This window comes from Mongoliimonas terrestris (genome assembly GCF_001927285.1).
GTDB classification, from domain to species: Bacteria; Pseudomonadota; Alphaproteobacteria; order Rhizobiales; family Pleomorphomonadaceae; genus Chthonobacter; species Chthonobacter terrestris.
The window spans coordinates 99,779-123,894 of the sequence record NZ_MSIG01000003.1 but is presented as its reverse complement, the minus strand read 5'-3'; the positions used below and the strand labels follow the sequence as shown (position 1 = coordinate 123,894).

23 protein-coding genes and 1 tRNA gene are annotated in these 24,116 nt (G+C 69.6%); 16 read left to right on the top strand and 8 right to left on the bottom strand.

Annotation, left to right across the window (positions count from 1 at the left end; genetic code table 11):
• Positions 1–11: 11 nt before the first annotated feature.
• Complete coding sequence (gene rpmH / locus BUQ68_RS05180; RefSeq protein ID WP_075214887.1) at positions 12–146, bottom strand: 50S ribosomal protein L34; 135 nt, start codon at positions 144–146, stop codon at positions 12–14.
• A gap of 435 nt (positions 147–581) precedes the next feature.
• Between rpmH and BUQ68_RS05175 the strand changes: the two genes are divergently transcribed.
• From BUQ68_RS05175 to BUQ68_RS05155, 5 genes are all read left to right on the top strand, one after another.
• The gene (locus BUQ68_RS05175; RefSeq protein ID WP_083656307.1) at positions 582–1,457 is read left to right on the top strand and encodes a TVP38/TMEM64 family protein; all 876 of its coding nucleotides are present in this window, start codon (positions 582–584) and stop codon (positions 1,455–1,457) included.
• A complete protein-coding gene (locus BUQ68_RS05170; RefSeq protein WP_075214886.1) occupies positions 1,457–2,929 on the top strand; it encodes a dihydrolipoyl dehydrogenase family protein in 1,473 nt (490 codons plus the stop codon). The genes BUQ68_RS05175 and BUQ68_RS05170 overlap by 1 nt, the downstream gene beginning before the upstream one ends.
• Positions 2,930–2,975: 46 nt before the next feature.
• The gene (locus BUQ68_RS05165) at positions 2,976–4,493 is read left to right on the top strand and encodes a sensor histidine kinase (protein WP_083656306.1); all 1,518 of its coding nucleotides are present in this window, start codon (positions 2,976–2,978) and stop codon (positions 4,491–4,493) included.
• Positions 4,494–4,720: 227 nt separating this feature from the next.
• A tRNA-Arg gene (locus tag BUQ68_RS05160) sits at positions 4,721–4,797 on the top strand.
• Between the two features lie 443 nt (positions 4,798–5,240).
• Entirely contained in the window at positions 5,241–6,326 is a 1,086-nt protein-coding gene (locus BUQ68_RS05155; protein WP_075214885.1) for a MerR family transcriptional regulator, read from the top strand.
• A 356-nt stretch (positions 6,327–6,682) separates the two neighbouring features.
• On the opposite strand, the gene BUQ68_RS05150 is transcribed toward BUQ68_RS05155, so the two are convergent.
• Positions 6,683–7,153 carry a RidA family protein gene (locus tag BUQ68_RS05150; protein WP_075214884.1) on the bottom strand — a complete coding sequence of 157 codons (471 nt, stop codon included), beginning with the start codon at positions 7,151–7,153 and terminating at the stop codon, positions 6,683–6,685.
• 85 nt (positions 7,154–7,238) lie between these two features.
• On the opposite strand from BUQ68_RS05150, the gene BUQ68_RS05145 reads away from it, so the two are divergent.
• Positions 7,239–7,958: a helix-turn-helix transcriptional regulator gene (locus tag BUQ68_RS05145; protein WP_075214883.1), complete on the top strand. Its 720-nt coding sequence runs from the start codon at positions 7,239–7,241 to the stop codon at positions 7,956–7,958.
• Positions 7,959–8,110: 152 nt separating this feature from the next.
• On the opposite strand, the gene BUQ68_RS05140 is transcribed toward BUQ68_RS05145, so the two are convergent.
• Positions 8,111–9,814 (bottom strand): diguanylate cyclase, encoded by a 1,704-nt coding sequence (locus BUQ68_RS05140; RefSeq protein WP_083656305.1) that lies wholly within the window; start codon positions 9,812–9,814, stop codon positions 8,111–8,113.
• Between the two features lie 204 nt (positions 9,815–10,018).
• A complete protein-coding gene (locus BUQ68_RS05135; RefSeq protein WP_075214881.1) occupies positions 10,019–10,744 on the bottom strand; it encodes a DUF4386 family protein in 726 nt (241 codons plus the stop codon).
• Positions 10,745–10,964: 220 nt separating this feature from the next.
• Between BUQ68_RS05135 and BUQ68_RS05130 the strand changes: the two genes are divergently transcribed.
• From BUQ68_RS05130 to BUQ68_RS05120, 3 genes are all read left to right on the top strand, one after another.
• Positions 10,965–11,633, top strand: a complete 669-nt coding sequence (locus BUQ68_RS05130) for a TetR/AcrR family transcriptional regulator (RefSeq protein WP_075214880.1) — start codon at positions 10,965–10,967, stop codon at positions 11,631–11,633.
• Positions 11,634–11,813: 180 nt separating this feature from the next.
• Positions 11,814–12,308 (top strand): hypothetical protein, encoded by a 495-nt coding sequence (locus tag BUQ68_RS05125; RefSeq protein WP_075214879.1) that lies wholly within the window; start codon positions 11,814–11,816, stop codon positions 12,306–12,308.
• A 275-nt stretch (positions 12,309–12,583) separates the two neighbouring features.
• Positions 12,584–13,294, top strand: coding sequence for a L,D-transpeptidase (locus BUQ68_RS05120; RefSeq protein ID WP_075214878.1), 711 nt, complete (start codon positions 12,584–12,586; stop codon positions 13,292–13,294).
• Positions 13,295–13,398: 104 nt separating this feature from the next.
• Here BUQ68_RS05120 and BUQ68_RS05115 read toward each other — a convergent pair whose 3' ends face one another.
• A complete protein-coding gene (locus tag BUQ68_RS05115) occupies positions 13,399–14,277 on the bottom strand; it encodes an alpha/beta fold hydrolase (protein WP_245293178.1) in 879 nt (292 codons plus the stop codon).
• A gap of 156 nt (positions 14,278–14,433) precedes the next feature.
• Between BUQ68_RS05115 and BUQ68_RS05110 the strand changes: the two genes are divergently transcribed.
• The 3 genes from BUQ68_RS05110 (at position 14,434) to BUQ68_RS05100 (ending at position 17,833) form a co-directional block, all read left to right on the top strand.
• Positions 14,434–15,405, top strand: a complete 972-nt coding sequence (locus BUQ68_RS05110) for a GlxA family transcriptional regulator (RefSeq protein WP_075214877.1) — start codon at positions 14,434–14,436, stop codon at positions 15,403–15,405.
• Between the two features lie 227 nt (positions 15,406–15,632).
• Positions 15,633–15,773 (top strand): DUF1127 domain-containing protein, encoded by a 141-nt coding sequence (locus BUQ68_RS05105; RefSeq protein WP_083656304.1) that lies wholly within the window; start codon positions 15,633–15,635, stop codon positions 15,771–15,773.
• A gap of 149 nt (positions 15,774–15,922) precedes the next feature.
• A complete protein-coding gene (locus BUQ68_RS05100) occupies positions 15,923–17,833 on the top strand; it encodes a PAS domain-containing sensor histidine kinase (RefSeq protein ID WP_075214876.1) in 1,911 nt (636 codons plus the stop codon).
• 139 nt (positions 17,834–17,972) lie between these two features.
• Here BUQ68_RS05100 and BUQ68_RS05095 read toward each other — a convergent pair whose 3' ends face one another.
• Positions 17,973–18,674 carry a response regulator transcription factor gene (locus BUQ68_RS05095; protein ID WP_175577733.1) on the bottom strand — a complete coding sequence of 234 codons (702 nt, stop codon included), beginning with the start codon at positions 18,672–18,674 and terminating at the stop codon, positions 17,973–17,975.
• 83 nt (positions 18,675–18,757) lie between these two features.
• Here BUQ68_RS05095 and BUQ68_RS05090 point away from each other — a divergent pair, with 83 nt between their 5' ends.
• Together BUQ68_RS05090 and BUQ68_RS05085 are read left to right on the top strand one after the other, a co-directional pair.
• Positions 18,758–19,507: a response regulator gene (locus tag BUQ68_RS05090; protein WP_245293166.1), complete on the top strand. Its 750-nt coding sequence runs from the start codon at positions 18,758–18,760 to the stop codon at positions 19,505–19,507.
• Between the two features lie 114 nt (positions 19,508–19,621).
• Complete coding sequence (locus BUQ68_RS05085; RefSeq protein ID WP_075214874.1) at positions 19,622–20,038, top strand: globin family protein; 417 nt, start codon at positions 19,622–19,624, stop codon at positions 20,036–20,038.
• A gap of 83 nt (positions 20,039–20,121) precedes the next feature.
• On the opposite strand, the gene BUQ68_RS05080 is transcribed toward BUQ68_RS05085, so the two are convergent.
• The gene (locus BUQ68_RS05080) at positions 20,122–20,760 is read right to left on the bottom strand and encodes an FMN-binding negative transcriptional regulator (protein ID WP_075214873.1); all 639 of its coding nucleotides are present in this window, start codon (positions 20,758–20,760) and stop codon (positions 20,122–20,124) included.
• A 163-nt stretch (positions 20,761–20,923) separates the two neighbouring features.
• Complete coding sequence (locus BUQ68_RS05075; RefSeq protein WP_075214872.1) at positions 20,924–22,159, bottom strand: helix-turn-helix transcriptional regulator; 1,236 nt, start codon at positions 22,157–22,159, stop codon at positions 20,924–20,926.
• Between the two features lie 211 nt (positions 22,160–22,370).
• Between BUQ68_RS05075 and BUQ68_RS05070 the strand changes: the two genes are divergently transcribed.
• Positions 22,371–23,783, top strand: a complete 1,413-nt coding sequence (locus BUQ68_RS05070; protein WP_075214871.1) for a S8 family serine peptidase — start codon at positions 22,371–22,373, stop codon at positions 23,781–23,783.
• A 77-nt stretch (positions 23,784–23,860) separates the two neighbouring features.
• On the top strand, positions 23,861–24,100 hold the full coding sequence (locus BUQ68_RS05065; RefSeq protein WP_075214870.1) for a hypothetical protein: 240 nt from the start codon (positions 23,861–23,863) through the stop codon (positions 24,098–24,100).
• Positions 24,101–24,116: the final 16 nt, after the last annotated feature.

Below are 24,116 nucleotides of genomic sequence, written 5' to 3'. Positions count from 1 at the left end.
CCTTCGCCGGATCAGGCCGACAGGCGCTTGCGGCCGCGGGCGCGGCGACGGGCGATCACCTTGCGACCGCCGGTCGTCTCCATGCGGGCGCGGAAGCCGTGACGACGCTTGCGCACGAGCTTGGAGGGTTGGTAAGTCCGCTTCATGGCTGCTATCCGCCGGGAGGCGGTCCTTCCTGTCTGGTGGCGCGTCCATGCGGGCGCCCCGATGACGGGGGCAGCCGCGCCGGTCGCGCTCCTCGGTTGTCCGATGAACCCACGGGGTCCGATAACGCGGTGGTCGGTTGAACGTGGGTCGGTCCACGCGACCACGCGAGGCGAGCCCCGCGGGGGCGCCGACGCCGTACCCGATCGTTGCGGGCTTATACGGGAGGCGGTTCGGCCCGTCAACGGCGGCACGATCGGCGTGTCAGGCACGGTCGCACCCGGTCGGCGCCCGCTGAAGCGGCCGGGGCCGTCGCCGGGCCGGCCGCCCGCACGGCCGCTTCAAGTCGCCGTGACAGGGAACGCGAGGTGCTTGCCCGCACCGCGCCCGGCCGGCAAGGTCGATCCCATGACCAATCCATCCAGACGCGAAACGTCATGCTGATGACAGTGGGCTCCCCGCCCAGCTCCGGGCCCGGCCGAGGGCCGCAGAGTCGGCCGAGCGCCGGCGACGGCCTGCGCGACGGCGTCGGTTCGCCGGCTGGCGCGCGGCCGGCACCTCGGCGCAAGGCGGCGGCGATCGCCCGGCGCCTCGCCCCGCTGGCGATCCTGGCGGCGGTGGCCTTTGTCGGCTGGCGCATGGGCGCTCTCCACCATTTCACCGTGGAGGGTTTCCTGGAACGCCGGGAGGCGCTGGCCGCGGCCGTGGTCGACGACTATTGGCAGGCGCTCGGCGGCTTCGTCCTTCTTTATGTGGTCGTGGTGGCTCTGTCGGTGCCGGGCGCCCTCATTCTCACGCTCAGCGCCGGCTTCCTGTTCGGGCCCGTGGTCGGCGGCGCCGCGGCCGTGGCGGGCGCGACCGTCGGATCGACCCTTCTCTTCCTGATCGCCCGGACCGCCGTCGGCGACCTGATCCGTCTGCGGCTCGGCGGCCGGCTGGCCCCCTTCGCGGAGGGCTTTCGGCGCGACGCGTTCAACTATCTCCTGTTCCTCCGCCTCGCTCCGGTGGCACCCTTCTGGCTGGTCAACCTGGTGCCGGCCTTCCTCGGGGTGTCGCTCCGCACCTTCGTCGCCGCCACCGCCATCGGCATCGTGCCGGCCACCTTCGCCTTCGCGACGGTCGGCTCCGGGCTCGACAAGGTGCTGGCCGCCCAGGCGGAGGCCAAGGCGGACTGTCTGGCCGCCGGCACCTGCAAGCTGGATCTCGACGTGTCCGCCCTCGTCACCCCGCATCTCCTCGCCGCCCTGGCGGCGCTGGCGGTGATCGCCCTCGTTCCCATCGCGGTGCGGCGCTTCCGCAGGCAGGAGCCCTGATGAGCACGGTCGCCCTTTCTCAAGGTGCCGGCTCCGTCGCGATCGACGCGGCGGCGGTGCTTGAACCGGACCTCTGCGTCATCGGTGCCGGCTCGGCGGGCCTCAGCCTCACGGCCGCGGCGCGGGCGCTCGACCTTTCTGTGGTGCTGGTGGAGCGCCACCGGATGGGCGGCGACTGCCTCAACACGGGCTGCGTGCCCTCCAAGGCGCTGATCGCCGCCGCCCGGCACGCCCACGCCATCCGCACCGCCGCCGCCTTCGGGGTGACGGCGGGCGCGCCGGAGGTGGACGCCGCGGCGGTGCGCGCGCACGTGCGGTCGGTGATCGACGGCATCGCGCCGCACGATTCGGTCGCGCGCTTTGAACGGCTCGGCGCCACGGTGATCAGCGCCGAGGCCCGCTTCACCGGACCGGACACGCTGGTGGCCGGCGGACGGACGGTGAAGGCGAAGCGCTTCGTGGTCGCCACCGGGTCGCGGCCGCAGCTGCCGCCGGTGCCCGGCCTCGACCAGGTGCCGGTGCTGACCAACGAGAGCGTGTTCGACCTCGACGCCCTCCCCCGCCGGCTGGTGGTGATCGGCGGCGGGCCGATCGGCCTGGAGCTCGCCCAGGCCTTCCGCCGGCTCGGCGCGGCGGTGACGGTGCTGACCCGCGGCGAGATCCTCTCTCGCGACGACCGGGAGGCGGTGGCCGTGGTGCGGGCGCGGCTTCTCGCCGAGGGCGTGGACATCGTGGAACACGCCGTCGTGGACCGGGTGGCCACTGTTCCGGACGGCGCCACGGTGACCGTGACCGTCGGCGGCGCGACGCGGCAGGTGGCGGCGAGCCACATCCTGGTGGCGGCCGGCCGGGCGCCGGTGACGGACGGGCTCGGCCTTGAAGACGCGGGTGTCGAGACGACGCCCAAGGGCATCACGGTGACGCCGGCGCTGCGGACCACCAACTGGCGCATCTATGCGATCGGCGACGTGGCGGGCTCTTTCCAGTTCACCCACTGGGCGAGCCACCAGGCCGGCCAGGTGCTGCGCACCATCCTGACCCGCCTGCCCCAGAAGGAGGCGACCGGATCGGTGATCTGGGCCACCTACACGGACCCGGAGATCGCCCACGTGGGGCTTTCCGAAGCCGAGGCGCGGCGGCGCCACCGGACCGTGCGGGTGCTGCGCGCGCCCTATCTGGAGAACGACCGGGCCCGGACCGACCGGGACACGGAGGGGTTCGTCAAGATCATCACCGGGGCCGGCGGCCGCATTCTGGGCGCCGAACTGGTGGGTCCGGGCGCCGGGGAGACCGCGTCCCTCTTCGCGCTCGCCCTTGCCGGGCGGTTGAAGGTCTCCCATCTCGCCGGAATGATCGCGCCCTATCCGACGCTTGCGGAGGTGGCGAAACGAGCGGCTGTGACATCCTACGCGGATACGGCTAAACATCCGTTTGTGCGCCGCGTGATCCGGCTGCTCCGGGCCACCCTTTGAGCGCCCGGGGATGACGGGGGAGCGGCGAAGGCCGGGAGCGACGGGAATGAGCGAGGGCGCCGACACCACACAAGCCGCTCTGGCCGCGGGCGCCGCGGATCCGGCGCGCGCGGCCGACGGTGCGCCGGCGCTGACGAAGAAACCCCGCGGGCGGTTCGGCCTCTCCTCCAAGCTCCTGATCCTCACCGTGCTTTTCGTCATGCTGGGCGAGGTGCTGATCTACGTTCCGTCGATCGCCAATTTCCACAAGACCGAGATCGAGGACCGGCTGAAGACCGCCACCATCGCCGCCCGGGCGCTGACCACCACGGGGGCCGGCGATCTGCCGGCGGACCTGCAGTCGGGGCTTCTGCGCGATCTCGACGCCTACGCGCTCGCCGTGCGGGTCGGCGGCATGAAGCGGCTGCTCGCCATGTCGTCCATGCCGCCGCCGGTCGCCCGCGAGATCGACGTGGCCGCGCTCACCCCGTGGGACGCGATCCGGGAGGGCTTCGAGACCCTGCTCGTCGGCCACAACCGGACGATCCGGGCGCTCGGCCCCTATCAGGGCGACGGCGAAATCGAGGTGGTGTTCGCCGAGACCGGGCTGAAGAAGGCGATGCTCGCCTATTCGCGCAACATCCTCATCCTGTCGCTGGTGATCTCGGGCGTCTCCGCCATCCTGGTCTACGTGAGCCTGCGCCGGCTGTTCGTGCGGCCGATGCAGCGGCTCGGCGGCGCCGTCGCCCGCTGGGCGGCGGACCCGGAGGACCCCTCGCGCATCATCGTGCCGTCGGGCCGGCGCGACGAGATCGGCGAGGCGGAGGTGGAGCTTGCCGCCATGCAGCGCCACCTGCAGGACGTGCTGAAGCAGCAGCGGCGGCTCGCCGAGCTTGGCCTCGCGGTGTCCAAGATCAACCACGACCTGCGCAATCTGCTCGCCAGCGCGCAGCTGATGTCCGACCGGCTCGTCAGCCTGCCGGACCCGACGGTGCAGCGCTTCGCGCCGAAGCTGCTCGCCTCGCTGGACCGGGCGATCAGCTACTGTCAGGCGGTGCTCGCCTACGGCAAGGCCCAGGAGGCGCCGCCGGCCCGCCGGCTGATCGCGCTGCAGCGGCTGACCGCCGACGTCGGCGACGTCACGGGCGTCGCCAGCCACGCCACCATCGAGTGGGTGAACCACGTGGCGCCCGACCTGGAGGTGGACGCGGACCCGGATCAGCTGTTCCGCGTGCTCCTCAACCTCGTGCGCAACGCCGCCCAGGCGCTGGAGCAGAGCGGCGACGAGGCCCTTGTCAAGCGCCTGTCGGTCGCCGCCGAGCGCACCGGCGCGGTGGTGCGCATCACCGTGCGGGACACCGGCCCGGGCGTGCCCGCGCGGGTGCGCGAGACGCTGTTCAAGCCGTTCCAGAGCTCCACCCGCCGCGGCGGCACGGGGCTTGGCCTTGCCATCGCGGCCGAACTGGTTCGTGCCCACGGCGGCCACATCGCGCTCGCCGACGAGGCGCCGGGCGCGGTGTTCGAGATCGAGATCCCGGATCGCCCGGTGCCCCTCGGCGAGGTCCGCCGCTCCCGCGCGTCCTGAGGACGGGACGTTCGCCTTTCCGCGAAAATCGCGGCGCGGCCCGCCTGAGTTCTCGGCCCACCGTCTTGTTTCCGCTTACGTTTTTGCTTCGCCGCCAGCTCCTGCCCCGAGCACCGGAGGGTCATCAAAAAGCGCTTGCAATCCCCCCTACGACCGTCTAAACGTTCGGCCTCGCCGGGCAACACCCCGGCCCGCCCCACCGGCCTTCAGGCCGACGGCATCGGCAGGCGCCCGTAGCTCAGCTGGATAGAGCACCAGACTACGAATCTGGGGGTCAGAGGTTCGAATCCTTTCGGGCGCGCCATCTCTTTCAAGACAGGGCAACGACAACCCGGCCGGTCGCTGGTCCTTTGGTCTGATGTGCGCAATGGAGCGGCGTCACCAGCAACCGTTCTCCTGAACCGGACCGCACTCGGGCCGTCAGGAGGGGCGGTGCGGACCCTATGTCCCCATACGCTGTTCACGAAAGCCGCCGGTCGTCAGGCGAAAGGCTGGATCGCCGCCTACATGCTGACGTCCAGCCTCGCCGGTCGCATCCGTTGTGGTGTGAACCTGCGTTTGCGAGCGCGTGCCGGCGCATCTTCGTGACCAGCCGGGTCGCGTCCATCTGTCCGGCTGATGACCCGTCGAGCCATGATGTTGGCTGGCCGACCGCCTGCTGGCTTCTGACCGCCATCCCACCCGATTTCGCTTGAGCCGGACCCTGCGTCATAACCTATCCAGGGCCGTGACCGTGCTGGAGGGCTCATGCGGCAGAAGGATCCGGACCAGGAGACATGGCTGACCGCCGCGCAATGCGCGCGCCGGATCGGGCTGACTGTCCGCGCGTTGCGGGTCTACGAGAAGGCCGGTCTCGTGCGCCCTCGTCGGACGGGAAAGAACTGGCGGCTCTATGGGGCCGACGAGATCGCGCGTCTGAACGAGATCCTGACGCTGAAGCGGCTCGGGCTCAGCCTGAACCAGATCGCACGGCTGCTGGCCGGTCAGGCCACGGACCTGGATCGCATGCTTGCCATGCAGAACGCGACCATCCGGGAACAGCTCGGTCGCGTCCGGCGCAGCCTCACGGTCGTCGAAGCCCTGAGGGCGAAGCTCGCCGCAGGCGACCTGCTTTCCCTCGAGGACCTGCTGAAACTTACGGAGGACACGAACATGACCGACACCTCGTCCGACACCATCGCATGGCGCCGCTACGAACAGGCACGGCCGCGCACCGTGCGGGCGATCGATCCGGCTCTCTACGGCGACTATGGCGGGTTCTATCGTCTCGACATGCTCGCCTACGTCTTCACCGCGAGAGACGGTCGCCTGTTTTCGCGGCTGACCGGTCAGCCGGAGCTCGAGGTCTTTCCCGAAGACGTGGACCGCTTCTTCTACAAGGCGGTGCAGGCGCAGATCACCTTTACCCGCAACGACGACGGTGCCGTCTGCGGGCTGGTCCTCCACCAGAACGGCCACGAACAGGTCGCACCGCGCGTCGAGGAGAGCGTCGCGACGACTCTGGAAGCCACACTTGCCGAACGGGTCCGGGACCAGCGCCCGGCGGACCACGGCAAGGCCCTGCTGACGGACGTCATCGACCAGCACCAGCGCGGCGAGATCGACGGCGACCGTATGGTGCCACTCCTGGCCAGCGCGGCCCGCGAGCAGGCCGCCGTCATCCAGGCGGAACTGGAGCGCCTCGGGCCGCTTCGGGATCTGTCCTTCAAGGGCGTCAGCGCGGACGGCTGGGACGTCTACGACGTCAGCTTCGAGAACGGGAGCCAGGAGTGGAGCTTCGCGCTGGCCGCGGATGGCCGTCTCGGCGGCCTGCTGGTCCGGCCGTCGCTCTGACCGACGCGATCACCCATGCCCGGCGGGGCAGCCCACCCGAAGTTCACCGTCTTGAGCGGCCGGTGCCGCCGACGGGGTGGCGAAGGTCCGCCGAAACAGGGGCGACAGGGGCGGCGCGCGAGCGGCTTTGCCTACTTTCGCGGCGAAAATGACAAGGGCTGCGGCTCCTCATCGCTCAGCCACTCCGGCGCAGAGGCGAAGCCGGGTACACCACGCCGGTGCTGCGTCAGCTGGCCCATGAGGCGCCCGTTGCACCGGACATCAAGGGCGCGCGTCCTGCCTTTTGCGCGCAGAGCCGCAGACCGGGACGGCCGACCGGACGGATCTGCCGTCACGATCGGACTTCCCTCTTGGCGTCAGTCGAGGGCGACGACCGCCTCGACCTCGAAGAGCATCGGGTCGATCGCCAGTTTCGGCACTGAGATCAGCGTTTGCGCAGGCAGCGTCGGGGCGAACATCTGGACCACGGTTTCCGTGAGCACGCCCAGCTTCGACATGTCATGGTCGACGACGAACACGGTCAGCTTGACGACCTGATCCGGCCGGGCGCCGAGGGCTTCGAGGGCGAGCCCGAGATTGGCGTAGGCCTGCTTCACTTGAGTGGCGAAGTCGGGGGACAGCTCGCCCGTGCCGTCAAAGCCGCCCTGCCCGGACACGAATGCGATCCTCTTGCCTGCCGGAATGATGACGGCCGTGCTGTAACCCTTGGGGGTCGGATCACCGAGGCTCGGCGGGTTGACGATAGCGAGGTCATTGGCATGCGCGCCTGTTAAAAGTCCCATGAACAGCACTCCTCCGATCAGCAGATGTTGAAAGCTCGATGACATGATGTCGGTCTCCGACGATTGAGCCGAAGGAGCCTTAGGATCGAACGGTGCCAGAACCTGTCACCGTTTCTGCTATGGTTCCGCCGTGACCATCCGAACCCGCCACGATGCGATCATCCGCATCCTCAGACGCACCACGGTCGCGACCGTCGACACGCTGGCGGTCGAGGTCGGCGTGTCGCGCCGAACCGTTCTGCGGGACATCGGCGCCTTGCGCGATCAGGGCTTCGTCATTCTTTCCGAATGCGGGCCGGGAGGCGGCCTTCAGCTCGAGCCGCGCTCGGTGCAGACCGCTTCGCAGCTCTCCGTCGTCGAGGTGTTCGCCCTCTTGATCAGCGTGGCGACGATGCGCGACGCCCGGACCTTTCCGTTTTCCGATCTGGCCGACACCGGCCTCGCCAAGATCGAGCGCGCCCTGCCGCCGGAAAAGGTCCGCGATCTCCGTGCTCTCCTCGATTGCCTCCACGTCGGACGCTTGTCGCCCTTGCAGGACATCTCGGGCGTGGGTCCGGTCGATCCTGCCTTGCTCCCCGCCTTCGAGCTGGCGTTTCTCCAGCGGCGGCGGCTGCGCTTCGACTACGACGATGCGAAAGGCGTTCGAACCGAGCGCGAGGTCGAACCGCAGGCGATGCTGATCCTCCCGCCGCTCTGGTATCTCGTCGCGTGGGATCCGAGACGGACAGATTTCCGGCATTTCCGGATGGATCGGATCAGCGTGCCCTCGGTCGTGGAGGGCTCGACCTTCCGCAGAAGGCGGGTGCCGTTCGAAGACGACGTGTGCCCCTTTCGGGATCTGAAGGGATGATCCCACGGCGGCCGGTTTGGCCGTCTTCCGGTGTCCACGCGTTAGAGGTCACGCACCCGTGCGCCCACAAACCAAGCCGATGCCCGCAATGGGGCGCGCGCCGGTCAACCATGCCGGCCGTTCTCATTTGATCGGTACGATCCGCGCGACGGTCAGGCGGCGACGACCCGGTTTCGTCCGGCGGCCTTGGCCGCATAGAGGCGCTGGTCGGCGAGGGCGAGCGCCTTGTCGAACGGATCCGACGTCGGCCAAGGCGCGATGCCGAAGCTGATGGTGACGGCAAGGCCCGGCGCCACCGTCGACCAGTCCCATGCCTCGACCGCCCTGCGGACGGCTTCGAGCCGACGCGTGCCGATGCGTGCGTTGAACAGGATCACGAACTCTTCGCCGCCCCAGCGGACGGCGAGATCGCCGTTGCGAACCGATCGGGCCAGAATGCCCCCGACGACGGCCAGCACCTTGTCGCCGATTTGGTGCGAGAAGCGGTCGTTGACCGACTTGAAGTGGTCCACGTCGCCGATCGCGATCGCGTAGGTCTGAAGGCGCGGGTCGGCCCGCAGCGTCGCGATGCGATGCTCCAGCAGGCGCCGGTTGCCGAGCCCGGTCAGCGGATCCTCGTAGGCCGAGCGGGCAAGCTGTTCCCTTTCCGCGGCGAGCGAGGCGTTGGTGCGGGCGAGATGATCCGCCCGGTCCTCCGTTTCGCGCGCGCGTTCGGCGACCTCGTCGACCCGGGACGCCCGCTCTGCCATCTCGAACACGAGAGCGGTCTGGCGATCCCTGTGCCGGCGATCCTCCACGATGGACGTGCGGTAGGCGGCCGCTGCCCCCGCGTGATCGCCGGCGGCCGTGAGCACGTCACCCATGGCATGGTACCAGCCCGAAACCAGGGCGGTCGCGCTTGCCGGAAGCGTTTCCGGTTCGCACTTGGCCAGCAGCGCGCGCGCGAACGCGACGTCGCCGCGCGTCGCTTCGATGACCGCCCAGGCGAAGACGCTCTCCAACGACCAGGACAAGGCGGTGACGTCCTTGTTCGCCAGCGCAAGGACGCTGGATTTCAAGGCTGGATCCGGCTCACCGAGGAGGGCGAGACAGTGCCCGCGGGCGATCGTGAGATCGTTGCGGAGGAGGGGTACGTCGTCGATGACAACGGCGGCTTCGGCAATCCGCTGCAGCACTTGGTCCAGGTCTTCGACGCTGCACGTCCCGCTGTCCGACGTGTCTGTCGATGCGGCGGTCAGAATCGCGTTCGCATAGTAGATTCGCACGAATGCGATGCGAAACGGCGATTGCGCTTCAGGGTCGAGGCTGTCCAGGATCACGATCGCCCGCCGGTAGTCCTCGATCGTGGCGGCATATCTGCCGAGCGTGAAATGGATCTCCCCCACTTTCGTCGCCAAGATGTAGTGCGCATCCGCGGACAGCTCCAGCGGCAGGCTCTTCATCTGGCGAATCAAACCGACGGCGCGGTCGGCGCGATTGAGCGACGCATAGGCGAGGGCCAGCATGCCGATCAGCCGGATCGAGGCCGCGGGGTTGGTGGCGCGCGGGAGCCAGTCCAGGCCCTCCTCGCACCGGGTCACGAGGGTCGGCCAGTCATTGCTACAAGCGTGGCCGCGCGCTAAGGTTGCATAGAAGTCGATCACCAGATCGGCTTTGTCCGCCTTCCTTGCCAGCATAACCCCCAGTTCCGATAACCGGATGGATTCGGGGACGTTGTCGAGGTCCTCTTCCGCAGACGCCTGATCCAGCAGCGACCGAAGGCACAGAGCGGGCCGACCGTCGCTCGAGGCGTCGAGCCGGTCCATGACAGCGACCGATGGCGGGACAGTCGTGTCGGTTTCCATGGCGGGTGTCATGCCGGCTCTCTCAGCAGACCTTGTCTATATCATCGAGTCGGCAGCGGCTCCACGGTTATGTCTGTCAAATCTACCAGCCACTCGTTGACGCTGGATGAACCGAGAGGCTCGATCCTGAATGGCGCCCTTCGTCGTTGCCGCCGGAGCCGCTGCAGCGGCAGACGGCCCGACGCGCTACCTTCGGAATGGGACGATGGTGCCGCTTCAGTGCGCGGCGGCACCGCTGCGGCGGAGACCGGAGAGGCCGAGATGGCCGAGGCCGGTGAGAATCAGCCAGAGCGTCAGACCGAGAAAGCCCGCGATGGTGAAGAGCGAGAAGATGTCCCCGTCCGCGCCGAGGGCGAGCGCCAGCCCCTCGGTGGTGCCGATGGCGATGGTGATCGCCGTCGCAAAACCGATGCCGCCGGTGACGACGCGCCGCTGGCGCCACTGGATCGTTGCGAGCGTCAGCGCGAAGAACACCAGCAGCCACTGGCCGAGATGCTCGCCGACCGCCACGCCGCCATAGGCGTTGAGAATGTCGAAGGTGCCTTCGGCCGCCGATCGGGCGGCCGCATCGCCGGTCGCATGGGCGCGGGCAAGCCCGGGGATCACGAACACCCAGCGCCACAGGCCCATCGCCTGCGCCACGCCGGACGCCGCGCCGGTGATCGCCGCGGCGAGGGCGAGCCGTTCGGAGGCGGCGCGGTTCGCCGGGGCCAGCGAAAGTCCGATCGTCAGGGGCACGAGCAGGAGCGCCGCCCAGGCGAAGGCGTGCCAGGTCAGGATCAGTTCCGCGCCGCCGTCGGCAAAGCGGGCGAGCGCCTCGGCGGCCGGGCGGCGCAGGATGTCCGGGTAGTCGTAGATCGTGGCGAGATGGGCGTAGGGCAGGTTGAAGCCGATGGCCATGGCGATGGCCGAGAGGCCAAGGCCGGTGGAGCGGGTGGTCATGGAACGGGCTTTCACGGGAGGGGAGCGAGGGAAGCTTTCGGCTGGATCAGGCGCGGGGCGAAGGCGGCAAGCCGGCGGCCCGGTATGTCTCCTGTTGGTGACTTATTACGTCACCGACGAGTGACACGTCAAGTCACCGATCGGAGACTTTTGCGGACCCGCGTTGCGCCGAGCTCTTGCCTGGCCTATCACCTGCCGGTGACACCGTCGGAGGCTGGCCATGATCCGCAAGAACGCGCCCGAACCGGCGGCCACCGCTACGGCGGGAGAATCCCTCAAGCCGCGCACGCGGGACCGGAGCGCGACCGAGGCGCGGATCCTGGACGCGGCGCAGGCGATCCTGACGGAGACCGGCCCGGCCGGCTTCGGGGTCAACGCGGTGGCGCGGGCCGCCGGCACCGACAAGCAGCTGATCTATCGCTATTTCGGTGGGCTCGACGGCCTCCTGGAGGCGCTCGGCGACCGCATCGCCGTCTGGTGGCAGCAGGTGATGCGCGACGAGGCGCCCGGCCCGCCGCCGGCGGACTACGCGGCGCTGATCGAGCGCATGACCCTTCGCCTGCTCCATATCCTGCGGACCGAGCCCCTCGCTCTCCAGAGCGCCCTTTGGGAACTCACCGACACCTCCGGCCTCGTCCGCGCGTTGTCGGCCTCCCGGTCGCGCGCGCTCGGGGCCTGGATGGAGACGACGCGGGGCGATCTGAAGCCGCCCGAGGGGGTCGACGCTCCGGCCGTCAACGCGATGATCATCGCCGCACTGAGCTATCTCGTCCTGGCGAGCCGGACATCGGACACGGTGATCGGCCTGCCCACCGACCACCCCGAAACCTGGCGGCGGATCGAGGACGCCGTGACAAAGCTGGTCCGCACCGCCTACGGGAGCGGCTGACCGATGGTTTGTCAGCGCCGAGCCGAAGGACCGGACGCGCCCCGACGCTCGGATGCCGACAGCAAGCGGCCCGACGGGCGCACGGCCGTCGGGATACGGATCCGCGCGCACGTGGCATAAACCATCGTGTGCCAGGATGGGCGTTCAGCAGATTGGAGATCCGGAACGGAGGCGCCGCCCATGACAGACACCGCGTCCACACCAGACATCGCGTCCACACCGCGCGCCACCCTTGGCTGGCTCGGCTTTGCCGTCGGCGCCGCCGCGCTGGTGCTCACGCTGGTGATCGTCTGGGCTGGGCCGTTCGCCCCGCAGCGGAGCCCCGGTGTCGGCATCGGGGAGCTGGCCGCCGATATCGCCCGATCAGCCGCCCGCTCCGTGGCGGGGCAGCCGCAACCGGAGCCGGTGGTGCCCTCGCGGGACATCGACGATCACCTTCACGTGGCGGCTGGCGTCCTTGCGGGCTTTGCGATCGTGCTCGGGGTCGCGGCCTTCGTCCGCCATGAACGGAAGCGCGCCGCCCTGTCGGGGATCGCGCTCGGCGGACTGGCGATCGGCGTCCAACTCTTCACCTACGCGGTCATGCTGATTGTCGTCGGGCTGGTGATCGCGGCAGTCATCTACGCCATGCGCGACGTTTTCGGCGACGTTTTCGGCGGCCTCTTCGGCCCATGACGACGGTTCACCGGCAGGCGACGGACCGTCGACCGTGACCGGCTGCGCTCCGCCGGCGTGACCGTCCTGCCACAGAAGGCGACGGTTCTTGGCTGCCCGCCTGCCAAACAGGGATCCCGCGGGCGCGGGTTCGCGCGGCGGCTTTCGCGCGCACCGCGGCCGGTGACTTGCCAATCCGGCCATGGGACGGCAAGGTTGGCGCGGATCGGGAGGGCTGGTGCGCTCTGTCCCGACGGTGCGCCGGGCTCGTTGCAATGCATGGGAATGATCTGAATATGGCTATGGACGGTGAGATCGCCAACGCTGGCGAGATGGGCTTCGCGGGTCTGCCGGGGCATCGGCCCCAGGGGCTCAACCGCCGATCCTTCCTGATCGGATCCGCCGTCGGTGTGGGCGTGCTCGGGCTCGCCGGGTGCGCATCCAGCGACGCCCTCAGCCGCCGGGAAGCGGCCTTGCTCTACGGGCCGGTGCCCGACGACAAGTTTCCCATCCCGGCCATGGACATCAGCAAGGTCGACCCGAAGTATTTCCGCAAGACGGTTCGCTACGAGTCCAACGAAGCTCCGGGCACGATCATCGTCGATCCGGCCAACTACTATGTCTATCGGATCGAGGGCGGCGGGATGGCCACCCGGTACGGTGCCAACGTGGGCCGTCAGGGATTCCTGTGGAGCGGGAACGCCTATGTGGGCCGCAAGGCGGAATGGCCCACCTGGACCCCGCCGCGGGAGATGATCCAGCGCGAGCCGCGGGCGGCCAAGTACGCCGGCGGCATGCCGGGTGGCCCGGACAACCCGCTCGGCGCGCGCACGCTCTACCTCTACCAGGACGGCGTCTACACGCTCTACACCATCTACGGGTCGCGCTATCCCGAAACGATCGGCACCAACCTGACGAGCGGCTGCACCGGCCTCCTCACCCAGGATATGATCCACCTCTACGATCGCACGGCCGTCGACACCAAGGTGATCGTGCTGCCGTCGTAGGCGAGACCCCAGCCGACCACCCCGGTGAGGCTGGGCGGTCGGTGTTCGAAAGGCGCGGCGAAGGGGGCGGGACGGACCCACCCCCTTCGGGCTCGTGCGGGCGCTCAGGCGCGGATGAAGTCCAGAAGGTCCGGGTTGATCACGTCCGGATGGGTGGCGAAGAGCCCATGGGACAGGCCGGGATAGGTCTTCAGCGTGCCGTTCCGCAGCAAGGTGATCGCCTTGTGGGCCGAATTGGCGATCGGGACGATCTGGTCGTCTTCGCCGTGGATCACCAGGACCGGGATGGTCAGGGCCTTCAGGTCCTCGGTGAAGTCGGTTTCCGAGAAGGCCTTGATGCAGTCGTAGTGGGCCTTGGCGCCGCCCGCCATGCCCTGGCGCCACCAGTTGTCGATCAGACCCTGGCTGACGGTCGCGTCGTCCCGGTTGAAGCCGTAGAAGGGCCCGGTCGGGATGTCGCGGAAGAACTGCGCCCGGTTAGCGACGAGCGCCGCGCGGAACCCGTCGAACACGGTCAGCGGGATGCCGTCCGGGTTGGCGGCCGACTGCACCATCACCGGCGGCACGGCCCCGATGAGGACGGCCTTGGCGATGCGGCCGGCCTCGGCCCGGGCGGCGTAGCGGGCGACTTCACCGCCGCCGGTGGAGTGTCCGATGTGGACCGCGTTCCTGAGATCGAGCGCGCGGGCGAGTTCCACCACGTCGGCGGCGTAGGTGTCCATCTCGTTGCCGGTATCGGTCTGGTCGGACCGGCCGTGCCCGCGCCGGTCGTGGGCGATGACGCGATACCCCTTCTCCAGGAAGTAGAGCATCTGGTTGTCCCAGTCGTCGCCCGACAGCGGCCAGCCGTGGTGGAAGACGATGGGCTGGGCGTCCCGGGGGCCCCAATCCTTGTAGAACAGAGTGGTGCCGTCCTCGGTCTTGATCGTAGCCATGGTGAGGGTTCCTTGGAGTTGAACGCGTGACTTGGGGTTCGGCAGCATCAGGGCGGAGGCGAAGGCCGCCGTCGTGATCGGCATCCGTCCGGCCGGGGTCGACGGTCTCGATGGGCCCCGGCGTTTCGGTATGGACACGCTACGCGCCTTGCCGCAGGAAGGGACGTGGCGGAAACGCAAATATACGAGGCAAAACGGACACTGATGCGACAGGCTGACCTGGTGGCCGAAATCGGCCTGCTGATCTACCCGGACTGCCAGCTGGCGGCGATCCACGGGCTGACCGACCTCTTCCGCATCGCCGGCGAGTGGGCCGGTGAGGTGCCCCGCGCCATGCGCGTGTCGCACTGGCAGGCGACGGACGAAGGCGTCGGCTGCGTCTTCGACAGCCATCCGGGTGCGGACCACCGCCTGACCTATGTGATCGCCCCGCCCAGCATCGTCATGCCGGAGAAGATGGCACCGGCGCCGGTGGCCGCCACGTGGCTGCGCGCCCAGCATTCCGCGGGCGCCACCCTCTGTTCGGTGTGCGCGGGGGCCTTCGTCCTGGCGGAGACCGGGCTGATCGACGGTCGCCGCGCCACCACGCACTGGGCCTTCGCGCGGCAGCTGGCGGAGCGCTTCCCGAAGGTGAACCTCGACGAGAGCCACCTGGTGCTGGACGAGGGCGACATCATGACGGCCGGGGGCATCCTGGCCTGGGCGGACCTCGGCCTGACGCTGGTGGGCCGCCACCTCGGCCCGGCGACCATGCTGGCCACCGCGCGCTTCCTTCTTGTCGACCCGCCGCGCAAGGACCAGCGCCCGTTCGCCCAGTTCGTGCCGCGGTTCCACCATGGCGACGAGGCGATCCGGCATAGCCAGCATGTCATCCATGCGCATGCGGCGACGCTGCAGAGGGTGGCCGGCCTTGCGGACGCCGCCGGGATGACCGAGCGCACCTTCCTCAGGCGCTTCAGCGCCGCCACCGGGTTTACCCCGGTGGAGTATCTGCAGCAGGTTCGCATATCCAAGGCGCGCGAGGCGCTGGAGCGGACGCTGACGCCGGTGGACCGGATCGCCTGGGACGTGGGCTATTCCGATGCGGCCGCCTTCCGCAAGGTGTTCCAGAAGCTGACCGGCCTGCCGCCGGCCGCCTACCGCCAGCAGTTCGGCGTCGCGGTGGACGGATCGTAAAGCGCTTTCCGGCCGGCCGGACCCGGCCGGTCCGCAGGCAACCGGTTCGCGCCGAAAGCCTTCACGCCCGTCCGGCTGCGGTCTTTCCTTCGAAACACATCCCCCGCCGCCGCGACACACGGGCGGAACAGTCTCAGCCGAAAAGTCCCTCCGTCGGCACCGGACCTGACCGGGCCGACCGCCGCCGCCCCCTCGGGCGCCGCCGCGTCACCAGTGAGGGACCTGCCATGAAGACCGTTCGCACCGTCATCAAGTACATCCGTCGCCAGATCGCCGCCAATCACCTGGCGGAGATGGACGACCGCCTGCTCAAGGACATCGGCATCAGCCGTGGCGAGATCGAACGGGCGGTGCGGAGCGGCCGCTGAGCGACCAGCGGCATGCGTCCGCAGCTCCGCCCCTTTCGCCCGAGGCCTGTCGCTTCCCCCTCGAAGCGGCAGGCCTTTTCGCGACATCCCTCGCGCCCCGCCCCGATCGCCGGTACTGTCCATTGGCATCCGTTCGGGAAAGTCGGCGCATGGAACAATCGATCATCTCGACCATGGAACGGGACGCCATCCTTGCCGCCGTGCTCCGGGCCTCGCTCGACTGCGTGATCGTGATCGACGAGCATGGGCATATTCTTGAATTCAACGATGCCGCCGAGGACGTCTTCGGCTGGCCGCGCGACCAGGTCATCGGTCGGCAGATGGGCGACCTCATCGTGCCGCCGCGCCTGCGCGAGGCGCACCGCGCCGGGATGGCGCGCTACCTGCACGAAGGCAATTCAAGGCTCCTGGGGCGCCGCATCGAGATCTTCGCCCAGCGCGCCGACGGCACGGAGTTTCCCGTCGAGCTCGCGATCACGGAGACCCGGGTGTCGGGCCGCCGCCTGTTCGCCGCCAGCATGCGCGATCTGACGGAGCGACGGGCCGCGGAGGCGGCGTTGCGCAACTCCGAGCAGCGGCTCGCCGGCTTCATGGAAAACGCGCCCATCGGCATGTATCTGAAGGACGGCGAAGGCCGCTTCGTGATGGCCAATCCGGAGATGGCCCATGTGTTCGGGCGCCCCGTCGACGACCTGATCGGGCGCCGCTCCGAGGAGATGCTCGGGCCGGAGGAAGGCGCCATGATCCGCGCCAACGACGACCTCGTCCGCAGCACGCGGCGGGCGCTGTCGATCGAGGAGCACCTTCCCGGCCTCGATCGCTATGCCTGGACCCTGGTGGTCCGCTTTCCCATCGAGATCGCGCCCGGCGAACCGGTCTACATCGGCGGCTTCGACATCGACATCACGTCGATCAAGCGCGCCGAGGCGGCGGTGGCGGAGGCGCGCGCGGCGGTCCACCAGAACGAGAAGCTGACGGCGCTCGGCCTTCTTCTCGCCGGCGTCGCCCACGAGCTCAACAACCCGCTCGCCATCCTGGTCGGGCAGTCGACCCTCCTGTCCGAGGACGTGGAGGGGACGCCGCTCGCCGACCGGGCGGCCAAGATCGGCCGGGCCGCGGAGCGCTGCGCCCGGATTGTCAAGACCTTCCTGTCGATCGCCCGGCAGAAGCCGCCGTCGCGGACCGTGGTGGACCTGCAGCAGACGGTCACCCAAGTGGTGGAGCTGCTCGGCTACGCGCTTCGCACCGCCGAGATCGAGGTCGTGGTCAACGGTGCCCGGTCGCCGGCTCTGGTGGACGGCGACCCGGACCAGTTGCACCAGGTGCTGGTGAACCTCCTCGTCAACGCCCAGCAGGCCCTCGCCACCCAGCCGCAGCCCCGCCGGATCGAGATCGGCTTCGACCGCCGGGACGGCATGGTGCTCGTGACCATCGCGGACAACGGGCCGGGCATTCCCCCGGAGGTGCGGGCCCGCATCTTCGAGCCCTTCTTCACCACCAAGGCGGCCGGCCAGGGCACCGGGATCGGGCTCTCCTACAGCTTCGGCACCATCGCGGCCCACGGCGGGAAGCTGGAGCTCCTGCCCGGATCGGACGGCGCCGTGTTCCGGATCGCCCTGCCGGCGGCGTCCGGCGATCGCGCCGTCCGAGCTCCGGACGCGGCCAAGGCGCCGGCGCCGCACCTCGGCGGACACCGCGTGCTGGTTGTCGACGACGAAGCGGATGTGGCCGGCACCATCGTGGGCATCCTCGGGCGGCTCTCCGCCGACGTCCATCACGTGCGGTCGGCAGAGGCGGCGTTCGAGGCCCTGAAGGCGCGCGCGTTCGACGCTGTGGTGTGCGGCTTGCGCCTGCCCGGAATGGACGGCGCGACCTTCCTGGAGACCCTCAAGGCGCATCATCCGGCGATGGCCGACCGCATCGGCTTCATCACCGGCGACACCCTCGGGCCGATGACCCTCGCCTTCCTGGCGAGCAGCGGCCGGCCGGTGCTGACCAAGCCGTTCTCGCGCGAACAGCTGGCCGACGTGGTCGGCCGGCTGGTCGCCGCCGGCACCTGAGGCCGCAAGACCGGGCTCGGGCCGGGATCAAAGGGCGCCGCGACGCCGCGGCGGGACATTTGCGAAACAAACGCCGGTGAGGCTCGTGCGAACGTCGCCCGAGCGGGCACGCCGCCCCAGACCTAGTGGTCACCCCGTGTCAGCCGACGGTCTCGTCGCCCGGCGGCGCCGGACGGGCGGTCGGCAGGAAGGGATCGAACCGGTAGCCATGGCCGCGTATGGTGCTGATCCGTTCGGTGTTGAGCTTGCGCCGCAGCCGCGACACCCGGTTGTCGATCGCCCTGTCGAACACGTCCTCCTCATCGCCCGGGGCGGTGTCGATGAGGAATTGGCGGGTCAGGACCACGCCGGGATGGTCCGCCAGCACCCGCAGGAGCGCGGTCTCGCCCGGTTTCAGCCGATCGATGGCCTTGCCGTCGCGGAGCACGAACTGGTTGGTGAGGTCGACGGTGACCGTCTCCAGGAGCACGAGGCGCCGGCTGGCGCCCTTGTAGCGGGCGAGCAGGCCGGACGCGCGCGCGCCGATCTCGCGGAGCGTGGTCGGTTTCGTCAGGTAGTCGTCGGCGCCCACCTCGAGCGCAACGATCCGCTCGGTCGCGTCGTCAAGCCCGGAGATCACCAGGATCGGAAACGTCTTCTCGGTCGCGATGCGTGCGAGGACGGAGTTGCCGTGCTCGCCCGGCAGGTTCAGGTCGAGGATGACGAGATCCGGCGGGCCGAGATCGCGCGCGAGATCGTCGAAGGCCCGGGCGGACGCGGCCGCGTGGACGTCGTAGCCGAACGCCGACAGATACTCGACGTAGGTATCGGCCAGATCCTTCTCGTCTTCGACAACGAACACGATCGCACGGGCTGGCATATGGTCAACCATGACGAATTGCGGGCGCAAAGGCCTGTCGGCAATGTCGCAAGGAGGAGTGCGCCATGTCAACGATCCCGTCCCCCGAGGACGCCGAGGGGATGCCGGTCCAGACGATCGGCATCGCGGACGACGAGGACGACCTGCGCGAGACGGTCGCCGAATATCTGACCCGCCGCGGCTTCCGGGTCGTGCAGGCTGCTGACGCGGCCGGGTTTCGCGAGCTCTGCGCACAGGAGCACCTGGACCTTGCCATCCTGGACATCCGCATGCCGCACGAGGACGGGCTGTCGCTCGCCCGGTGGCTGCGGGAGCGCTCCGCGATCGGCATCATCTTCGCAACCGCCGCCGACGAGCCGATCGACCGAGTCGTCGGGCTGGAGATCGGCGCCGACGACTACCTGACCAAGCCCTACGAGATGCGCGAACTGCTCGCCCGGGTGCGGTGCATCCTGCGGCGCACGGCCAGCGCCGCGCCGGTGGCGGCCGAGCGCGCGGCAAAACCGGTGGAGGTCATCGCCTTCCAGGGCTTCCAGGCGGACCTGTCGGCGCGCCGCCTGGTCGATCCGTCGGGGCGAACGGTGGATCTCACCGCGGGCGAGTTCGACCTTCTCGCCGTTCTGGCGCAGCGGCCGCGACGCACGCTCTCGCGCGAGCAGATCTCCACGCTCCTCGATCTCGGCGGGATCGAGGTGGGGCGCGGCATCGACATCCGGATCGCGCGCCTGCGCAAGAAGATCGAGGACCGGCCGGATGCCCCGCGCCTGCTGCGCACCGTGCACGGTCAGGGCTATGTGTTCACGCCGGAGGGCTAGATCATTTTCTCTTGGGCGCTCCGCGTCGCCCGTCGAAACACGCCGCGACAAAGGCCGGAAACGTGGCGGCCTGAGGATCGCTCCTGGGAATGAACGACACCAGGGAGAGATATCATGTCGCCGGACCAGATCGAACGGGTTCAATCGAGCTTCGAGGGTCTGAAGCCCTTCGCGCCGCAGGTGGCGCGGGTCTTCTACGCGCATCTGTTCGCCGCCGCGCCCCAGTTACGGTCGATGTTCCACGGCGACATGGACGAACAGGGCCGCAAGCTGATGGCCGTGCTGTCGCTGGCGGTGGCGGGTCTCGATGATCTGCCGTCCCTCCTGCCGGCCGTGCGGGCCCTCGGGGCGCGGCACGTCGGCTACGGGGTGAGGCCGGATCACTACGGCATCGTCGGCACGGCCCTGTTGCGGACGCTGGAGGATGGCCTTGGCGACGCCTTCACGCCCGACATGCGGCAGGCCTGGGCCCTCGCCTACGCGACTCTTGCCGGCGCCATGGTCCAGGAGAGCCACGCCGCGGTCGCCTGAGCGGCCGGCGTCGACGCGGTGGCTGACCCGGGAAAGCTCCTCCTTTTGGTCCGGACACACGCCTTCCGGGGCGGCGATCGACGTCAGCCGTCCTTGGCGTCGGCGGCGGCGTGCATGGCGCGGGCGAGGTCCTCTTCGCCCTTCGCTTCAAGCGCCGCTGCGGCGCCGCGGATGTCGCGCACCTCCTTGTTCTGGCTGAGCTTCGCCTTGCCGACCAGGCGCGTGATGTCGATCTCCAGCGCCACGATGGCCTTCACCATGGCATCCAGATAGTCGCGCGGCGCGTCGCCCATCTTCCAGGGCACGGGCTGACCGGCTTCGTGGCGGTGGGTGAGCCGCGCCACGTTCCGCCGGACCAGACGCTCATCGTCCTGGACCGTCACGGTGCCGTGCGCATGGGCGACGATGTAGTTCCAGGTCGGCACCTGCCGGTGAGCCTCGTGCTTGCTCGGATACCAGGTCGGCGACACGTAGGCCTCGACGGACCGGAACACCACCAGGACCTCGTCGCCGGTTGCGATCTCCTGCCAGACCGGGTTGTTGCGCGCCACGTGGCAGCGAAGCGTGCCGTGCGGACCCGCCGTCCGGTCGAGATCGAACGGGATGTGGTTGGCATCGAGCCCGCCGGTCCCGTGGGTGACGAGGATGCCGAGCGGGTGGCGTTCGATCAGGGCGTGGAGAACGTCCTGGCTGGGTTCTTCGAAATGCGCGGGAACGTACACGGGAGGGCCTCTCCGGCGGGAAAGCGACGGCGTTGGAAGAGACTAGCGCAGCCCCGCCGGCCGCGACACGAGGCCCGGGCCGGATCGGCAATCGGCCGCACCCTGCATCGAACGAAAAAGGAACTTGCGACCCTGACGGGGCGACCACGGGCGGACGGGGACGTCAGGTCGCGGCGCTGCCGCGCTTCTCCGCCGCCGCCTCGCGACCGGTTGCCGCCACCCCGGCCATGTCGACCTCGTCGGCCACCAGCGAGAAGCTGATGTTGGTGGCGAGCCGGATGGCCTGGACCCGGTTGGCGGTCTGCGTCTTGGAGAGGATGGACTTGACCTGCGTGTTCACGGTCTCCACCGAGGTGGAGCGGCGGTCGGAGATCTCGTTGTTGGTGAGGCCCTCGGCCATCATCTGGAACACGCCGGATTCCGCGGCCGTCAGGGCGAACTGGCGCGCCATCAGGGCGGTGTCGATGCTAAAGGCCTGGCTGGTGTCGAGGCTGTAGACGATGTGGCCCTTCAGCTTCGGCTCGCCGAGATCCTCCGCCATGCGCAGCGGCGTGATCTCCAGGCAGAGGGCGTGCTCGCGGCCCTCCAGGCTGCAGAGGATGGCCTCCTTGCGCGGGCGGGCGCCGAACCGGCCGTGGCCGGACAGCGTCTCGGTCAGGTCCGCGGCCCTGCGGGCGCTCGCCTCCGGCACCACGACGAGCTTGCCGCGCGGCGAGCGCCGGTAGACGCCGTAGGTCTCGATCTGGCGCTCGAACTCGGTGTTGGCGAGGACGATCTCGCCGTGGGCGTTGACGATGCAGATGCCGACCCGGAGCCGGTCCAGCGAATGGAGGATCGCGGTCTGGCGTGCCGCCAGCACCGCCATCGGCCGCGCCACGTCGAGCGCCTTGGCGATGTGGGGCAGCACCCGGGCGATCCGCTCGCGCACCTCCGGCGTGCTCGGGTCCGTGTCGGGCGCGAACTGGAGGGCAAAGCGGTCGCGGGTGACGTGGTCCTTGTTGAGGAGCCCGCCCATCCGGTAGCGGATGCCGTAGCGCAGCATCTCCGCCACGTTGGCGCGGGCAAGAAGCGCCGCCTCGGACGGCGCCAGCACGCTGTCGTCGATGAGATCGATGCCGTCCGACTGGCGCGAGCAGCGGGCGAACTCGTCCTGGTCGGCGAGCTCCTGGGCCATGTGCCGGGCGAGATAGCCGTCCACCAGCGCCCGGTCGTAGCGGTCGGAGAAGTAGGGCGCGCGGATGCGGCGGCGGCCGTCCTCCTCCAACAGCTCGAACAGAAAGGCGCCCCGGGCGCCCACATGCGCGGCCACGGCCGTCAGAACGGTCGGCCACCGGTCGGGGTTGACAGCCGTTTCGTAGATGCTGCCGATCAGATGGTCGAGCTGCTGTTGGATATGCATCACCGCATGCCATTTGGGTCCGGCAAGACTATTCGACCTCATAAGAAAGGTGAAGCCCGATCCCCCATGATGGTGATGAGACCGTAGCCGCCCGACCTCTATCGATGAGGCAGTCGAGACGAACCCCTGGCGGGCGTCGAACGACGAGGAAGCACCGCCCCTTCCCTTCGGACAGGGTCGCGTTCTGCTTCCGCTTCACTGGGAGGTTGTGATGAACTCCTTCGACATGACGGACGAGCCGGCCCCGGACTTCACCGGGCGGTACCTGATGGTGGGAACGCCGCACGACGCCAAGGGCACGCTCTCGGCGCTGGCCGACCGGGCCGGGCTGAAGCTGGCGAGCTCGCTGGACTTCGGCGACCAGGGCATAGACGCGGACGCGCTCGGGAGCGGCGACGGCATCTATCTGAACGAGATCGGCGTCACCATCCTGAACGCCGTGGACGCGGAGCAGTTGTCCCGGGTGGCGGCGTCCGACGACGGCGGCGGGGCGATGCTGGAGCCGGAGCGCGTGGTGCACGCCCTGCCGGACTTCGGGGCCTATCTCCGCGGCTACCGCGACGCGGTGAACAACGTCACCGACATCTACGAAGGCATGGCCGGCGAGGCCGCCGAGGGGGAGCCGTCGCCCCTGGAGGCGCTCGCCACCGGCAGCACCTGGGGCCTTCAGAAGACCCGCACCGTGGCGCGCTTTCCCTACATGCAGGTGTCGACCGGCGCCGGCATCCGGGTCGCGGTGCTCGACACCGGCTTCGACCTCGCCCACCCGGACTTCGCCGGCCGGACGGTGGTCGCCCGCAGCTTCATCGCCAACGAGGCGGTGCAGGACCTCAACGGCCACGGCACCCACTGCATCGGCACCGCCTGCGGGCCGAAGGAACCGTCGGATCCGGGGGTCGACCGCTACGGCGTGGCGTTCGCCGCCGACATCTATGTGGGCAAGGTGCTGAGCAACGCCGGCAGCGGCAGTGACGGCGGCATCCTCGCCGGCATCAACTGGGCGATCGCCAACCGTTGCCAGGTGATCAGCATGTCGCTCGGCGCCCGGGCGCTCGGGGCCGGCTTCTCGGCGGTCTACGAGAACGCCGCGGTGGCGGCCCTCAACGCCGGCTGCCTGATCATCGCGGCGGCCGGCAACGACCACGGCGCGCCGGTGAGCCATCCGGCCAACTGCCCGTCCATCATGGCGGTGGGCGCGGTGGACGATCGCCTGGTGAAGGCGCCCTTCTCCAACGTCACCCACTTTCCACCCCAGGGCCGGGTGGACATCGTGGGGCCGGGCGTCGCCGTGTTCTCGTCGCTGCCCGTGGGTCGCGGCCGCTACGGCAGCCTGTCGGGCACCTCGATGGCGACGCCGCACGTGGCCGGCATCGCGGCGCTCTACGCCCAGAACAACCCGCAGATGCGCGGCGCGGCGCTCTGGCAGCGGCTGATCTCCACTGCCCGGCCGCTCAGCGACGAGGCCGCCACCCACGTGGGCGCGGGTCTCGTGCAGGCGCCGGTGGTGAACATCGGCGGACTGCCGCGACCCTTCCCCCGGCCGATCCCGCGGCCCTTCCCGCTGCCGATCCGCCGCCCGACGGAGACCGCGTCCGGCAAGGGCCGGCGGAAGACCGAGGCCTGAGACCCGGCCGAAGCGTCAACGCGCCATCCGCCCGGCCGCTCCAGTGGCCGGGCGCACCCGATCCTGGAGACCTTTCGATGCCCGACAGCATGCCCCCTTCAGCCCGCCGTTTCCTCTGCATCGTCGAGCCCGGGGCCGACCTCGGCGCCGTCGCCGGCCGGATCGCCGCCCAGGGCCTCGTGGTGGAGGAGACGCTCGACCTTCTCGGCACCCTGGTGGTGTCCGGCGACGGCGCCGACCGCCGCCTTCGCGCCATGCCGGAGGTGCTGAGCGTGGAGGAGGAGCGCACCGCCTTCACGCAAGGCGGGGGCCGGTAGCCCGCCGATCGGCCCA

Bases quoted from the DNA above. Each gene is read 5' to 3' on its own strand.
- rpmH (WP_075214887.1), bottom strand. From the start codon at position 146: ATGAAGCGGACTTACCAACCCTCCAAGCTCGTGCGCAAGCGTCGTCAC.
- BUQ68_RS05175 (WP_083656307.1), top strand. From the start codon at position 582: ATGCTGATGACAGTGGGCTCCCCGCCCAGCTCCGGGCCCGGCCGAGGG.
- BUQ68_RS05170 (WP_075214886.1), top strand. From the start codon at position 1,457: ATGAGCACGGTCGCCCTTTCTCAAGGTGCCGGCTCCGTCGCGATCGAC.
- BUQ68_RS05165 (WP_083656306.1), top strand. From the start codon at position 2,976: ATGAGCGAGGGCGCCGACACCACACAAGCCGCTCTGGCCGCGGGCGCC.
- BUQ68_RS05155 (WP_075214885.1), top strand. From the start codon at position 5,241: ATGCGGCAGAAGGATCCGGACCAGGAGACATGGCTGACCGCCGCGCAA.
- BUQ68_RS05150 (WP_075214884.1), bottom strand. From the start codon at position 7,153: ATGTCATCGAGCTTTCAACATCTGCTGATCGGAGGAGTGCTGTTCATG.
- BUQ68_RS05140 (WP_083656305.1), bottom strand. From the start codon at position 9,814: ATGACACCCGCCATGGAAACCGACACGACTGTCCCGCCATCGGTCGCT.
- BUQ68_RS05135 (WP_075214881.1), bottom strand. From the start codon at position 10,744: ATGACCACCCGCTCCACCGGCCTTGGCCTCTCGGCCATCGCCATGGCC.
- BUQ68_RS05130 (WP_075214880.1), top strand. From the start codon at position 10,965: ATGATCCGCAAGAACGCGCCCGAACCGGCGGCCACCGCTACGGCGGGA.
- BUQ68_RS05125 (WP_075214879.1), top strand. From the start codon at position 11,814: ATGACAGACACCGCGTCCACACCAGACATCGCGTCCACACCGCGCGCC.
- BUQ68_RS05120 (WP_075214878.1), top strand. From the start codon at position 12,584: ATGGCTATGGACGGTGAGATCGCCAACGCTGGCGAGATGGGCTTCGCG.
- BUQ68_RS05115 (WP_245293178.1), bottom strand. From the start codon at position 14,277: ATGCTGCCGAACCCCAAGTCACGCGTTCAACTCCAAGGAACCCTCACC.
- BUQ68_RS05110 (WP_075214877.1), top strand. From the start codon at position 14,434: ATGCGACAGGCTGACCTGGTGGCCGAAATCGGCCTGCTGATCTACCCG.
- BUQ68_RS05105 (WP_083656304.1), top strand. From the start codon at position 15,633: ATGAAGACCGTTCGCACCGTCATCAAGTACATCCGTCGCCAGATCGCC.
- BUQ68_RS05100 (WP_075214876.1), top strand. From the start codon at position 15,923: ATGGAACAATCGATCATCTCGACCATGGAACGGGACGCCATCCTTGCC.
- BUQ68_RS05090 (WP_245293166.1), top strand. From the start codon at position 18,758: ATGTCAACGATCCCGTCCCCCGAGGACGCCGAGGGGATGCCGGTCCAG.
- BUQ68_RS05085 (WP_075214874.1), top strand. From the start codon at position 19,622: ATGTCGCCGGACCAGATCGAACGGGTTCAATCGAGCTTCGAGGGTCTG.
- BUQ68_RS05075 (WP_075214872.1), bottom strand. From the start codon at position 22,159: ATGCATATCCAACAGCAGCTCGACCATCTGATCGGCAGCATCTACGAA.
- BUQ68_RS05070 (WP_075214871.1), top strand. From the start codon at position 22,371: ATGAACTCCTTCGACATGACGGACGAGCCGGCCCCGGACTTCACCGGG.
- BUQ68_RS05065 (WP_075214870.1), top strand. From the start codon at position 23,861: ATGCCCGACAGCATGCCCCCTTCAGCCCGCCGTTTCCTCTGCATCGTC.